The sequence below is a fragment of the Ferrimonas futtsuensis DSM 18154 genome (assembly GCF_000422645.1).
GTDB lineage: Bacteria > Pseudomonadota > Gammaproteobacteria > Enterobacterales > Shewanellaceae > Ferrimonas > Ferrimonas futtsuensis.
Window position 1 is genome coordinate 64,920 of sequence record NZ_AUGL01000014.1, and the last position, 13,057, is coordinate 77,976.

12 protein-coding genes are annotated in these 13,057 nt (G+C 60.4%); 7 read left to right on the forward strand and 5 right to left on the reverse strand.

Annotation, left to right across the window (positions count from 1 at the left end):
* The first annotated feature begins 36 nt into the window (after positions 1 to 36).
* From G505_RS0110275 to nrfD, 4 genes are all read left to right on the forward strand, one after another.
* The gene (locus tag G505_RS0110275; protein WP_028109476.1) at positions 37 to 330 is read left to right on the forward strand and encodes a DUF3144 domain-containing protein; all 294 of its coding nucleotides are present in this window, start codon (positions 37 to 39) and stop codon (positions 328 to 330) included.
* Between the two features lie 297 nt (positions 331 to 627).
* Positions 628 to 2,907: a thiosulfate reductase PhsA gene (phsA, locus tag G505_RS0110280; RefSeq protein WP_028109477.1), complete on the forward strand. Its 2,280-nt coding sequence runs from the start codon at positions 628 to 630 to the stop codon at positions 2,905 to 2,907.
* Positions 2,908 to 2,919: 12 nt separating this feature from the next.
* The gene (locus G505_RS21275) at positions 2,920 to 3,492 is read left to right on the forward strand and encodes a 4Fe-4S dicluster domain-containing protein (RefSeq protein WP_035385301.1); all 573 of its coding nucleotides are present in this window, start codon (positions 2,920 to 2,922) and stop codon (positions 3,490 to 3,492) included.
* Positions 3,489 to 4,436 (forward strand): NrfD/PsrC family molybdoenzyme membrane anchor subunit, encoded by a 948-nt coding sequence (gene nrfD / locus G505_RS0110290; RefSeq protein ID WP_028109478.1) that lies wholly within the window; start codon positions 3,489 to 3,491, stop codon positions 4,434 to 4,436. Before G505_RS21275 ends, nrfD begins: the two co-directional genes overlap by 4 nt.
* Positions 4,437 to 4,815: 379 nt before the next feature.
* Here the strand turns inward: nrfD and G505_RS0110295 are convergent, their stop codons facing one another.
* Entirely contained in the window at positions 4,816 to 5,799 is a 984-nt protein-coding gene (locus tag G505_RS0110295) for an alpha/beta hydrolase (protein ID WP_051216060.1), read from the reverse strand.
* A gap of 68 nt (positions 5,800 to 5,867) precedes the next feature.
* Between G505_RS0110295 and G505_RS0110300 the strand changes: the two genes are divergently transcribed.
* Entirely contained in the window at positions 5,868 to 6,176 is a 309-nt protein-coding gene (locus G505_RS0110300) for a YqfO family protein (protein ID WP_028109480.1), read from the forward strand.
* Positions 6,177 to 6,182: 6 nt separating this feature from the next.
* Here the strand turns inward: G505_RS0110300 and G505_RS0110305 are convergent, their stop codons facing one another.
* On the reverse strand, positions 6,183 to 6,686 hold the full coding sequence (locus tag G505_RS0110305; RefSeq protein ID WP_028109481.1) for a CBS domain-containing protein: 504 nt from the start codon (positions 6,684 to 6,686) through the stop codon (positions 6,183 to 6,185).
* A gap of 221 nt (positions 6,687 to 6,907) precedes the next feature.
* Between G505_RS0110305 and G505_RS0110310 the strand changes: the two genes are divergently transcribed.
* Both G505_RS0110310 and nadE read left to right on the forward strand, forming a co-directional pair.
* Positions 6,908 to 7,813 carry a LysR substrate-binding domain-containing protein gene (locus G505_RS0110310; protein ID WP_028109482.1) on the forward strand — a complete coding sequence of 302 codons (906 nt, stop codon included), beginning with the start codon at positions 6,908 to 6,910 and terminating at the stop codon, positions 7,811 to 7,813.
* A gap of 248 nt (positions 7,814 to 8,061) precedes the next feature.
* Complete coding sequence (gene nadE, locus G505_RS0110315; RefSeq protein ID WP_028109483.1) at positions 8,062 to 8,892, forward strand: ammonia-dependent NAD(+) synthetase; 831 nt, start codon at positions 8,062 to 8,064, stop codon at positions 8,890 to 8,892.
* A 45-nt stretch (positions 8,893 to 8,937) separates the two neighbouring features.
* Here the strand turns inward: nadE and G505_RS0110320 are convergent, their stop codons facing one another.
* The 3 genes from G505_RS0110320 to G505_RS21280 all read right to left on the reverse strand — a co-directional run bounded on the left by G505_RS0110320 (position 8,938) and on the right by G505_RS21280 (position 13,044).
* A complete protein-coding gene (locus G505_RS0110320; RefSeq protein WP_051216061.1) occupies positions 8,938 to 10,014 on the reverse strand; it encodes an alkene reductase in 1,077 nt (358 codons plus the stop codon).
* A gap of 194 nt (positions 10,015 to 10,208) precedes the next feature.
* A complete protein-coding gene (lysA, locus tag G505_RS0110325) occupies positions 10,209 to 11,456 on the reverse strand; it encodes a diaminopimelate decarboxylase (RefSeq protein WP_028109485.1) in 1,248 nt (415 codons plus the stop codon).
* A 1-nt stretch (position 11,457) separates the two neighbouring features.
* Positions 11,458 to 13,044 carry a Na+/H+ antiporter NhaC family protein gene (locus G505_RS21280; RefSeq protein ID WP_051216062.1) on the reverse strand — a complete coding sequence of 529 codons (1,587 nt, stop codon included), beginning with the start codon at positions 13,042 to 13,044 and terminating at the stop codon, positions 11,458 to 11,460.
* Positions 13,045 to 13,057: the final 13 nt, after the last annotated feature.

Sequence of the window (13,057 nt, forward strand, 5' to 3'; positions counted from 1 at the left end):
GCTTGGCAGCTTCAACACCATAGAGAAGAGAGTCCCATGTCCGAATCCAACAAGGCGTTTTTCGATCGCGCCAACGCCCATATTCACCTGGCGAACGACCACAACAAGGATCCTCAGGTACAGGCTGGCGAAGTGAGTGCCTCCTTTATGTGGGCCCTGGCCCGCTATAACGCCTGGTTCGGCGCTTCCGGCTTCAACAGCGCCGAAGAGATGACCGTTCGTAAAGAGGAGATGATGGAGTACTACATTGATGAGTATCGCAAGATGCTGGAAGCCAACATGAAGGACTACATCGAGAACTTCGACGGCTATATGAAAAACCAGGGCTAAGACCCCTCTCTCGAAAAGCGCCCAACCGGGCGCTTTTTTGTATCAAGAATCATTCTCTTATCCCCCCGCCGACATTTATGTGGTTTACCACAATAGACAAACACCCAATCACTCATCGCTCAAAAATCGAACTGCGAAAGAGATCACAAAGCGTTAACCAATCAGAGTGATATGTGGTTTACCACAATACCGACCCTTGCCTCCCCGTTCGACACTGACCCTGACAACTGAGTATCCCTCCCGCTGACCGCTGCACCCGGTGAGCGGGGAGACCCATCAAAATCCAAAAGGGGAATCATGATGAAACTCGATCGGCGAACCTTTATGAAAGGAGCCGGGGCAAGCACCGCAGGTTGTGCTCTGGCCAGTCTGCTGCCAGGTACCCTGGGCGCCCTAGAGCAGACCGAGCTCAAGGGTTCAGCAATTGAGGTGAAGAGCATCTGTGAAATGTGCTCCACCCGCTGTCCCATCTCCGCCCGCATCGTCAACGGCAAGAACGTCTCCATTCTGGGTAATGCCAACGCCAAATCCTTTGGCGGAGCGGTCTGCGCCCGTGGCGGCGCCGGTCACAGCCTGCTGTACGACAAGCAGCGCCTGGTGAAACCCCTGAAACGGGTCGGCGAGCGTGGTGAAGGCCAGTGGAAAGAGATCGAGTGGGACGAAGCCTACGCCCTGATCGCCGACAAGCTGGGCACCATCAAAGAGAAGTATGGCCCGGAAGCGGTCTCCTTCTCCTCCAAGTCCGGCTCCAACCACAAACACCTGTTCCATCTGGCTAAGGCATTCGGCAGCCCCAACACCTTCAACCACGGCACCACCTGTCCCACCGCCTACAAGATCGCCGCCTTCGCCATCTTTGGCACCAAGATGAAGCGCGATCTGGGCAACTCCAAGTACATCATCAACTTCGGCCACAACATCTACGAAGGGATCAACATGTCCGAGACCCGCGGCATGATGAAGGCCCAGGCGGATCGTGGCGCCAAGCTGGTGGTGTTTGAGCCCCGCTTCTCGGTGGTCGCCGACAAAGGCGATGAGTGGCATGCCATCAAACCGGGTACCGACGTCACCGTAGCCCTGGCTCTGTGTCATGTGCTGATTAAAGACAACCTCTACGATAAAGCCTTCATCGAACGCCACGTGATCGGCTTCGACGAGTTCGCCAAAGAGGTGGCTGGCTACACGCCTGAGTGGGCCGAGTCCATCAGCGACGTCCCCGCCGAGGACATTCGCCGCATCGCCCACGAACTGGCGGCCGCCGCACCCCATGCGGTCATCGACTTCGGGCACCGCGCCACCTTTACCACCGAAGAGTTTGAGATGCGCCGCGCCATCTTCGCCGCCAATGTGCTCATCGGCAACATCGAGCGGAAGGGCGGCATCTACGCCGGCAAGAAAGCCAAGACCTACAACAAGTTTGCCGGTGCCGACGTCACCCCCGGCCTGGCCAAGCCCAAAGTGGATATGCCCAAGCCCACCGCCAAACGCATCGACATGGTCGACCAGCAGTACGAAATGCTGTGGTCCAACGGCGGCATCTACCAGAGCATTCTCGACTCCGCCCTGGACGAGGTCCCCTACAAGACCCGTGGCTGGGTGATGAGCCGCACCAACCCCATGCAGACCATGACCGATCGCGCCCGGGTAGTAAAAGCGATGAACGCCATGGACTTCATCGTCTGCTGCGACGTCTACGTCAGTGAGACCGCCGCCTACGCCGATGTGATCCTGCCTGAGTCCACCTACCTGGAGCGCTCCGAGGAGGTGTTCGACAAATCTGGCAAGAACCCTGCCTACTATGTGCGTCAACCCGTGGTCGAGACCATCGGCGATACCCGCCCCTCCTGGCAGATCTGGAAGCAGGTGGCCGACGCCCTGGGCCTGGGTCAGTACTTCCCCTGGGAGAACATCGAGACCCTGCAGCTGCTGCAGGTGAAGAAGGACGCCAAGCTGCTCAATCGCATCAAGCAAGAGGGTTACGTCAGCTTTGGTAAGCCTCTGATGTTGCGCGAGCCCGAGATGGTGGCCAACTTCGCCGCCCAGTACGACACCGCCCGTACCCTGGACGAGGATGGCACCTACGCCAGCGCCATGAAGTTCAAGACCCCCAGCGGCAAGATTGAGCTGAGCTCCGCCAAGGTGGAGAAGATGGCCCCGGGCCGGGGCGTGATCAAGTACCGCGAGGTGAACCTGAAGAAGGCGGACGAGCTGTTCTTCATCCAGGGCAAGACCGCCATTCACACCAACGGTGCCACCCACAATGTGCCCTACCTGGCCAACCTGATGTCCGACAACGCCGTGTGGATTCACCCGCTGACCGCCGGCCTGCTGGGGATCAAGAGTGGCGACGCCATCCGCCTGCACAACGACGTGGGCAGTGAAGAGGGTAAAGCCCTGGTCACCCCAGGCATCCGCCCCGACACCGTATTTGCCTACATGGGCTTTGGCTCCAAGAACAAAGAGCTGGCCCGGGCCTTCGGCAAGGGCGTCCACTGCGGCAACCTGCTGCCTCATGTCACCGCTCCGGTTGTAGGGATGAACCTGCACACCACCGGGGTGAAAGTGGAAAAGATCTAATCGGAGATGGTCATGAAAAAACGCTATGTAATGGTGCACGACGAGAACAAGTGCATCGGCTGCCAGGCCTGCAACGTGGCCTGCCGCAGTGAGAACAGTATCCCAGACTCGGTGACCCGGCTGCAGGTGCGCATCGAAGGCCCGGTAGGTAACTTCCCCAACCTGGCCTTCAAGTACCACCGCGTGTCGTGTCAGCAGTGTGAAGATGCTCCTTGCGTCAAGGTATGCCCTACCGGTGCCGCCTACGTGGGCGACGATGGCATCATCACCATCAACGACAAGAAGTGTGTGGGCTGTCAGTACTGCATTGCCGCCTGCCCCTACAAGGTGCGCTTCATCAACCCAGAAACCCGGGTACCGGACAAGTGTAACTTCTGTAAGGACACCCGCCTGTCCCGGGGCGAACAGCCCGCCTGTGTCAGCGTCTGTCCCACCGACGCCCTGGTGTTTGGCGATGCCGCCGACCCAAGCAGCGAAGTGAGCCAACTGCTGGACACCCAGCCTAACTATCAAGACAAGGTTCACCTGGGCACCAAGCCTCGTGTGTACCGCATTCCCGGCAAGAAGGGAGGGATCAACGCATGAATGTACTCTGGGGATCCATGGAACAATACGATCCGGTAGTGTGGAACTGGATCATCGCCGTCTACCTGTTTATGGCAGGCCTCTCTGCCGGCTCCATGCTGGTGGCCATCGGTCTGCGCTGGTATAAGCAAAGCCGCGGCCTGCCGGTAGACGGTCTGCCGGTGATTAAGGCTTCTGCGGTCATCGGCCCTCTGGCCATCGTCGCAGGTATGGGCCTGCTGGTGCTGGACCTCACCAAGCCCTGGGAGTTCTACATCATCCTGCTCAACTACAACCTGACGTCTGTGATGGCCTGGGGTGTGTTGTTGCTGCTGGCCTACATTCCTCTGGTGTTTATCTACTCCGCCCTGGTGTTTGAAAAGTCCCTGGTGGCGGCCATGCCATCGCTCAAGGGGATCATGGGCGTGTTCCGAGCCATCGAAGGTGGCCTGAACAAGCTGATCTTCGCTCTGGCCATCGGCGTGGGTGTCTACACCGGCTTCCTGTTGTCGGCCCTGATCAGCTACCCGATCCTGAACACCGCGGTACTGCCCGGCCTGTTCCTCGCCTCCTCTTTGAGCGTGGGCTCTGCGGGTAACATTCTGGTGGCCACCCTGTTCTTCAGTAAGAAGTCCTCCGACTGCATCGAGCAGGTACACCGCATCGAGTATCCGGTGGCCTTCAACGAAGCGATGCTGCTGGTGCTGCTGTTCGTCGGCCTGAACTTCTCCGGTCCCGCGGCCCAGGCAGCCCTGGCGGCCATCAGTGACGGTACCTGGGCCCAGGTGTTCTGGGTCGGAGTGGTCGGCATCGGCCTGGGTGTACCGGTACTCTCCAGCGTGTTTGCCCCCAAGTCCTGGAAGCACAGCAAACCCTTCCTGGTAACCGTGGCCAGCTGCACCATCATCGGCGTGCTCGCCCTGCGTCACTTCGTGGTCTACGCCGGCCAGATGTACACCAGTTAATCTTCATCCTTGCATAAGCAAAGGGGAGGCTCACGCCTCCCCTTTTTTTGGATCCATGCCCCGCCATCAGCCGCAGCCTGGGAACAGAGGCCGACGGCCAACCCGAGTCTCCCATACCAGTCACATCTGACGGTGCACAGAAATAAATCAGGCTCCCGGACACCATAAAGGTCTGGGCATCCAGCATTAACAACGCCCTGAAGCCGACTTGGCAGAGGGTCAAGCTGTCGCCCGGGGACGCGGCGGCGGCTGACGCTCATTGGCCAGACGATTCAGTGGCTGCGCCTTCAGCCGATCATGAAAAGCAGAGCCAGCCACCGTGCTTTAGCCGATTGGCGAATGGAGGCGATGGTCAGCACCCGGCAACACCGGCCGATGACTAAGGGGGCGGAAGCTGCCCGAGCCAGGTCTCCACCACAGACCGAACATCCTCGGACACCACCACCCCCATATGACTGAGTCCAGGCAACACCCGGATATCGGCTTCGAGCAGGGGCTCGACAGTCGGCTTGAACTGCTCGGCAACAAAGGCTTCATCCTCACTGCCTATCAACAACAGGGTGGGCTGGCTGATGGCGGCCAGATCCTGTCGGTAGTGTCTGGGAGCAAAACCCATCATCAACCGGTAGGAGTAGGTCAGGGTTTCAGTGCCATCTCGATAGGGCTTAGGCATGTCGAAGGCAATGGCCGGCAGGTGGGAAAAGCGGTCTATGCCCACCCTCTCGAACATGCTCAGCCCGATGATCCTCGGTGTAAAGGGGCGGGCCCAGCCGCCGGAGTTGGGCCGAACCGTCGGAGCGTCGTACCTTAAGAAGGGTGCCAGCAGCAGATAGCCGTCCACCTGGTTGCCATACTGGCTTCCGGCGAAACGAATCGCCAGGCCGCCACCGGAGGAGTGCCCTCCCACGACGATTCTGGCCTGGGGCTGACGCCTGCGGAGCTCTGCCAACAGATCCGCCAGATCGTCCTCCAGCTGATCCTGGTAGTCGATGTCTCCGCGGCGCTTGGGCCGCTCTCCATGGCCTCGCAGGTCCGGGGTCACCACCTGAGCAATGCCGTTGTCACTCAGATGATTGGCCAGGGGATAGAGATAACGGCTGTGCCAGCCTGAGCCGTGCAGCAGCACCAGCACCAATTCGGAGTCTGCAGGGTAAGACCGGTAGCTCAGCTCAGTGCCATCTCTGGCGTTAAAGCCCTGCAATTTTGGCAGGGCAGCGTAATCCAGCCTGAGCTCATCGAAGGCCAGGGACTCAGCTTCGGTATCGGGCAAGGAGGCTGTGCCAAAGGCAACCAGCACCCCGGCCACCCCCAGGTAGACGGCGATGGAGCCCGCCACAATTCTCACCGTCACACTCGATATCACCTTGACTCCTTGGCAGATTCAGCCCCGATTACGCTAAAGTAACAAGATACCCCATAGTGAGAAAGACAATGAAGAAACTGGAATTTTACGTTCCCAAAGCTCACCTTGAGTCTGTTCTGGAGGCGCTGTTTCATGCCGGGGCCGGCCGAATCGGCAACTACGACAGCTGCTGCTGGTACACCAGCGGCATGGGCCAGTTCCGGCCGTTGGAGGGGGCCGATCCCTATGTACACAGCGGCGAGCAGGTTCACCGGGAAGAGGAATACAAGGTGGAACTGGTCTTCCAGGCGTCCCTGCAGACCGAGGTGATCTCGGCACTGAAGCGGGCCCACCCCTACGAGACTCCGGCGTATCAGGTGCTCAGTATCGAGACCTGATTCCCCTCAATGGGCCGAGCGTCGATAAAGGTGGCGCAGCGCCCCCACCAGATCCCGGCGGCTTACCATCCCGACCAGATGGCCATTGTCCACCACGGGAAAGTGACGCGGGTGCCAGGAGCGCCCCTCGCGAGCTCGCTCCTTCAAAGGCATGGTGCTTAGGGTCACGGCACTGCCATTGCCATCGATGGGGTAGAGGGTATTGGGGTCCACGCAGATGCGCTCTGCCAGGGCCAGCAGGTCGTCTCTGGGGGTCAGCACGGTGACCTTACGCTGCATCAATTCGCACACCTGAGCACACTGCTGTGGTTCATAGTCGTGGTACCAGAGATCGAGCAGCAGATCATGCTCGCTGAGCACCCCCACCAGGCGGCCATGGGCATCGATAACCGGAGCAGCCCCAAGGCGCGCCTCGAGCAGTTTATCCAAGGCATCCCCGGCATCGGTATCGGGATGGAGCACAACTTCGGGATCGTGCATGACGCTGGCGACAGTCAGAGATTGGGGCATAGGGCACCTCCTGTTGCTGGCGGCGCCGCAACTCCCAGTCAGGGCGCCGCTTCCTTTACGACAAATCTCTTTCTATTAACTCCTGTTTTCCCACATATTACCTCTCATGTGGAGGAATTTATTGATGTGACCTCCAGTTTTATTCAGTGAAATTTATAAAGCCAGTTAACTGTGGTTCAATGCTTGCAGAACTGGATTAACTTCGAACCGGAGCCATCAAGGTGCGTTTCTCTCTCAAGCAGCTGGCGGTATTCAATGCCGTTGCCGATTTCGGCAGTGTCAGTAAAGCCGCTCAGACCCTCTCTTTGACTCAGTCGGCCACCAGCATGTCTCTGTCTCAGCTTGAGAAGTCTCTGGGACGGCCGCTGTTTGAACGACAGGGCAAGCGCATGGTCCTCAGCCACTGGGGCAACTGGCTGCGCCCGCGAGCCAAACAGTTGCTGCACGATGCCCGTCAGATTGAACTGGGTCTCTACGACCAACACCTGATCAGCGGTGAAATTCAGCTGGGGGCCAGTCAGACCGCCGCCGAACACCTGGTGCCCGAACTCATCAGCCGCATCGACGGCGACTTCCCCGAGATCCGCATCGAACTGACGGTGCACAACACTCAGAAGGTGATCGAGGGGGTGCTGAGTTACCAGTACGACATCGGCATCATCGAGGGGCGCTGCGACGACAGTCGCATCTGTCACGAAGTGTGGTGCGACGACCACCTGGTGATCATCGCCGCCAAACATCACCCCTTTGCCCGCCAGAAGCAGATCAGTGCCGCCCAGTTGGAGCAGGCCAAATGGGTGCTTCGTGAGCAGGGAGCCGGTACCCGGCGCATCTTCGACAGCGCCATTCACGGCCTGGTCTCCGAACTGGATGTCTGGCGCGAATATGAACATGTGCCAGTGCTGCGTACCATGGTCACCAAAGGCTACTACCTGAGCTGTCTGCCCTATCTGGATGTGGCCGCTCAACTGGAGAGCGGCGAACTGGTGGCACTGGAAGTCCCTGGGCTGGACATGACCCGGACCCTCTCTTTCGTCTGGCGCGCAGACTCTGCAGACAACCCGGTTCGTGAGTGCATCCGCCACGAAGCAAAACAACTGCTCTCCCGCTTGCCCAGCGCCCGATAACCTCACAACCCTTTTGATACAGCACATCAGTTTTGCTGATGTGTTCACACGGCAATTTGTGACACCCATCACACCACGCCAACTCAATGATGCGCGTCATCACCCAATAGCTGCACTGTGACAGTGACTCAATGCACCAAACTCATGCAAACGCCCAAATCCACGGCTTACAGCAGCTGTGAGCTTTCGCCCCCGGGATGGCAATGCTAAATTATCCAGCTATTACCAGCCTGCCAACGGAGCACACAGTGAAAGGACAGATCCTACGAGAGATGAAAGTACTTGCGGCCATCGAACCCGAGTTTGAGGTTCAGCGCCGGGTCGCCTTTATCCAGGGGAAACTCAGGGAATCGGGATGTAAGAACATCGTTCTCGGGATCAGTGGGGGCGTGGATTCCAGCGTCACCGGCCGCCTGTGTCAGCTGGCCGTCGATGGCCTCAATGAGGGTAAGGAAACGCCAGAGTATCGCTTTATCGCCGTGCGCCTGCCCTACGACGTGCAGAAAGACGAAGATGAGGCGCAGATGGCCTGCCGCTTTATCCAGCCCAGCAAGCAGGTGGAAGTGAACATCAAGGCGGGCGCCGATGGCATTCACGCCGAAACCCTGGCCGCGGTGACCGCAGCCGGCATTGAACTGCCCAGCGAGGACAAGGTGGATTTTGCCAAGGGCAACGTCAAAGCCAGGATGCGCATGGTGGCCCAGTATGAGATCGCTGGCCTGGTGGGCGGCCTGGTGGCCGGCACCGATCACAGCGCCGAAAACGTCACCGGCTTCTACACCAAGCATGGTGATGGCGCCTGCGACCTGGTGCCGATCTTCGGCCTGAACAAACGCCAGGTCCGGAAGATGGCCACCTACCTGGGGGCCCCGGAGCAGTTGGTGGTGAAAGCGCCCACAGCGGATCTGGAGTGCGATCGCCCTGGCCTGGAAGACGAAGTGGCCCTGGGACTGAGCTACGACCAGATTGATGATTTCCTCGAGGGCAAACAGGTGGCACCGGAAGTGGAGGCCCGCATCATCGGCATCTACAAAGCCACCCAGCACAAGCGCCAGCCGATCCCCACCATCTACGACTAATTAGAAAAGCCCGCGACAGCGGGCTTTTTGATGTGCCTCATCCACTCAGGCGATGGGGTAATCGGTATACCCTTCGGCGCCACCACCATAGAAGGTGGCTTGAGCGGCATCGTCCACCGGTGTCAGCGCCAGTCCCTCACGGCAGCGACGAACCAAATCCGGATTGGTGATAAAAGGCTGGCCGAAGGCGATCAGATCCGCGAGCCCCCTGTTCAGCATCGCCTGACCACTCTCCAGGGTATAGTTGCCGGCCACCATGATCGGCCGAGGGTAACGTTCTCGCAACTGCTCACGGAAGCGGTCCGGTGTGCCGTTGCCGCCGCCCTCTGACAAGTGCAGATAGGCCAGCCCCAGGGGGGCTAACGCCGCCACCAACTTGAGGGTCAGCTCCGGGAGTTCCGGATCCAGCCCCCCACTTCCGCCGACGTAGGGGGAGAGGCGCAGGGCAGTGCGCTCTGCGCCGATCGCCGAGGTCACCGCCTTGATCACCTCCAACAGAAAGCGCAGTCGGTTCTCCTGACCGCCACCATAGCAGTCACTGCGTTGGTTGCTGGAGCGACACAGAAACTGCTCCAGCAGGTAGCCATGGGCACCATGGAGCTCCACACCGTCGAATCCGGCCTCCATGGCGTTAACGGCAGCCTGGGTGAAATCGGCGATGGTGGCGTCGATATCCTCCTGGGTCATGGCTCGCGGCTCACCGGTCTCGATCATGCCAAATCCACCTTGGGGAAGCGGCCCATATACCCGGTCTGGCACCTTCAGCGCCGAGGGTGACACCGGCTGCTCGCCGGCAATGCTGGCGTGGGAGCGGCGCCCCACATGCCATAACTGGATGAAGATCTTTCCGCCTTTGGCGTGCACCTCATCGGTCACCCGCTTCCAGCCATCGATCTGTGCCTGAGTGTAGATCCCCGGGGTCAGCGAGTAGCCTCGGGCCACGGTGGAGATGGGCGCCCCCTCGGTGATGATCAGCCCTGCGCCGGCCCGCTGGCCATAGTATTTCACCATCAGCTCGCTTGGCCTGTCTCCGGGCTGGTCGGTGCGGGCGCGAGTCATAGGAGCCATGACAAAGCGGTTGGCCAGCGGGAGGCTTCCCAGCATGAAGGGGGTAAATATCATCAATGTACTCCTTGGTGAGGGTGGGTGCAGCGGCGCTCCGTCACCTGCGGTTGTCCTGACGATGTCGCGGCGCATCCGGGAAAAGCCCAAGAGAACGGTACCATCACCCCACAGGTGCGAACAGGGGGCACACGATCTAAGCGGGGGGGGGCTGTCGACACAAAGCCCGCAGAAGCGGGCTTTTAGGGTCGGCCTCAGACTGGCAGGGTGTGCTCCCCCTGCCACAGCAGCTCCAGGGGTTCCCGCTCACGGATCAGGTGCAACTGCTCGTTGTCCACCATCACCTCGGCCACCCTGGGGCGACTGTTGTAGTTGGACGCCATGGTAAAGCCGTAGGCACCGGCACCACGCACCGCCAGCAGATCCCCTTCGGCCAGCGCCAGGCTACGCTCTTTGCCGAGGAAGTCGCCGGTTTCGCACACCGGGCCAACGATGTCGTACACCCGCAGCTCCTGCTGACGGGGAGTGACCGGCACAATTTGCTGACAAGCACCGTAGAGGCTGGGTCTGAGCAGGTCGTTCATGGCGGCATCGACGATGGCAAAATCGCGATCCTCGCCCGCTTTCAGGTACTCCACCTTGGTCACCAGGATACCCGCATTAGCCATGATCGCCCGACCCGGTTCCAGGATCAGCTTGAGCTGACGCCCGCCCAGGCTGGGCAGCAGCGCCTTCACATAGTCTGCAGGACTGGGCGGAGTCTCGTCGGTGTAGGGCACCCCCAGGCCACCGCCGAGATCCAGGTGCTCGAGGTCGATGCCCTCCTCAGCCAACTGGTCCATCAGCCCCAACAGCCGCTCCAGGGCCTCCACAAAGGGACGGGCCTCGGTCAGCTGGGAGCCGATGTGGCAATCCATGCCGGTCACCTTCAGGTTGGGCAGCTCTGCGGCCCGCCGGTACACCGCCACCGCCCGCTCCCAGGGGATGCCGAATTTGTTCTGCTTCAACCCGGTGGAGATGTAGGGGTGGCTGTTGGCATCGATGTCGGGGTTGATCCTCAGAGACACCGGGGCCTGCGCCCCCATCTCCCCGGCCACCCTGTCCAGGCGCTCCAGCTCAGCCTCAGACTCTACGTTGAAGCAGAGAATGCCCGCCGCCAGTGCCTGACGCATCTCCGCCTCAGTCTTGCCCACCCCGGAGAACACCACCTTGGCCGGATCGCCGCCGGCCTGAAGCACCCGGGCCAGCTCGCCACCGGAGACGATGTCGAAACCGGAGCCCATACGGGCCATCAGGTTGAGGATGGCCAGGTTGGAGTTGGCCTTCACCGCGTAACAGATAAGGTGGTCCCGCCCGCCCATGGCGTCGCTGAAGGCGTGCCAGTGGCGCTCGATAGTGGCCCGGGAGTAGAGATAACACGGCGTGCCGAATCGTTCGGCGGCTTCCGCCACCGGAACCGATTCCGCCATCAATTGCCCGTCACTGTAGTTGAAGTAGTCCATATCAAGCCCCTTCAGTTTGGTAGTGGTCTTCTCCACCTTCCCGGCGGCGCAGCAGCCCCACCAGAACCATCAGTCCCAGACAGCTGATCAGCAATCCGGCGGCCACAGAGCCAGTAAAGCCCAGTACCAGGTAACCTGCCAGGGCCAGACCGGCGGCCATCACCGCGTAGGGCAACTGCGTGGCCACATGGTCCATATGATGACAGGCGGAACCGGTAGAGGAGAGGATGGTGGTATCGGAGATGGGTGAGCAGTGATCGCCGAACACCCCACCGGCCAGAGCCGCAGACAGGGCTGGCACCAGCAGGGCTGGCTCAAGGGCCAACGCCATGTTGGCGGCGATGGGCAACATGATGGCAAAGGTGCCGTAGCTGGTGCCGGTGGAGAATGCCGCAGCGGCGGAGATCAAAAACACCAGGGCCGGCAGCAGAGGCTGAGGCAGGCTTTCCGAAGCCAGACCAGCCAGGTACTTGCCGGTTTCCAGGTCGGCAATGACCCCAGCGATGCTCCAGGCCATCAGCAAAATGTAGACCGCGGGCAGCATGGAGTGCATCCCCTTGAGCAGTGCCCGGCCAATCAGCGCCGGAGATACCCCTTGGGCAATCATCCCCAAGGCAGTGATCACTATGGTGATACTGCCGGCGGTTGCCATGGACCAGGCACCGTCGGCGTTCTCCAGGGCGGCAATCAGGGCAAAGGGTTCGCCGGCGGCCTCCAGCGCCATGTCACCGGAGAACAGCATCAGACCCACCACCAGGCTCACCAGCAGTACCAGAGGACCAGCCAGGTTCAGCACAGTGCCGCTGCGGGCCTGCTCCAGACCCAGATCTTCACCGGCTGGGGTGCCCTTTTGTGCATCCCAGAGTTGACCGGCCTGGGCCCGGCGCTCTGCGGCAGCCATGGGCCCGATGTCCAGACGCAGATACACCACACACAACAGCAGGGCCAGGGCGGTCAGGGCATAGAGGTTGAAGGGGATCATCTGGGCAAACAGAGACAGGGCGGTGATCTCGGTCAGCCCATGACTGGCGAGCAATGCGGCCAGCAGAGACATGATGTAAGCACCCCAGGTAGAGATGGGGGAGATCACACACACAGGCGCCGAAGTGGAATCGATGCAGTAGGCCAGCTTCTCCCGTGAGATGCCGTATTGATCGGTGACCGGCCGGGCGACGTTGCCCACCAGCAGGGCATTGAAATAGTCATCGATGAAGATCACCGCCCCAAGGAACAGGGTCATCAGCTGCGCATCCCGACGGTCTCGGATGCGACGACGGGCCCACTGGGCAAAGGCCCGGGTGCCACCGGACACGGAGATCAGCGCCATCAGGATCCCCATGGTCATCAGAAAACCCAGGGTATACAGGTTCCAGCTGGCGAAGCCGTCACCGTCCCACACCAGACCGGCGGCGCGGGAGGTCAGTTCGGACAGAATCACCGAGGGGGCGAAGTCCGCCAGCATGACGATCCCCAGCAGAATACCCAGACCCAGGGAGAGCAACACTCTGCGAGTCACAATCGCCAGGCCAATGGCGGCCACGGGAGGCAAAATGGAAAGTGCCGAATCGGCGTAACTGATTAAAGCCATCGTTTCTCTTTGT

What these genes read in the sequence shown, in the direction of transcription:
- G505_RS21280 (WP_051216062.1), bottom strand. Translation starts at nt 13,044, where the DNA reads ATGGCTTTAATCAGTTACGCCGATTCGGCACTTTCCATTTTGCCTCCC.
- G505_RS0110275 (WP_028109476.1), top strand. Translation starts at nt 37, where the DNA reads ATGTCCGAATCCAACAAGGCGTTTTTCGATCGCGCCAACGCCCATATT.
- G505_RS21275 (WP_035385301.1), top strand. Translation starts at nt 2,920, where the DNA reads ATGAAAAAACGCTATGTAATGGTGCACGACGAGAACAAGTGCATCGGC.
- G505_RS0110305 (WP_028109481.1), bottom strand. Translation starts at nt 6,686, where the DNA reads ATGCCCCAATCTCTGACTGTCGCCAGCGTCATGCACGATCCCGAAGTT.
- G505_RS0110300 (WP_028109480.1), top strand. Translation starts at nt 5,868, where the DNA reads ATGAAGAAACTGGAATTTTACGTTCCCAAAGCTCACCTTGAGTCTGTT.
- lysA (WP_028109485.1), bottom strand. Translation starts at nt 11,456, where the DNA reads ATGGACTACTTCAACTACAGTGACGGGCAATTGATGGCGGAATCGGTT.
- phsA (WP_028109477.1), top strand. Translation starts at nt 628, where the DNA reads ATGATGAAACTCGATCGGCGAACCTTTATGAAAGGAGCCGGGGCAAGC.
- nrfD (WP_028109478.1), top strand. Translation starts at nt 3,489, where the DNA reads ATGAATGTACTCTGGGGATCCATGGAACAATACGATCCGGTAGTGTGG.
- G505_RS0110320 (WP_051216061.1), bottom strand. Translation starts at nt 10,014, where the DNA reads ATGATATTTACCCCCTTCATGCTGGGAAGCCTCCCGCTGGCCAACCGC.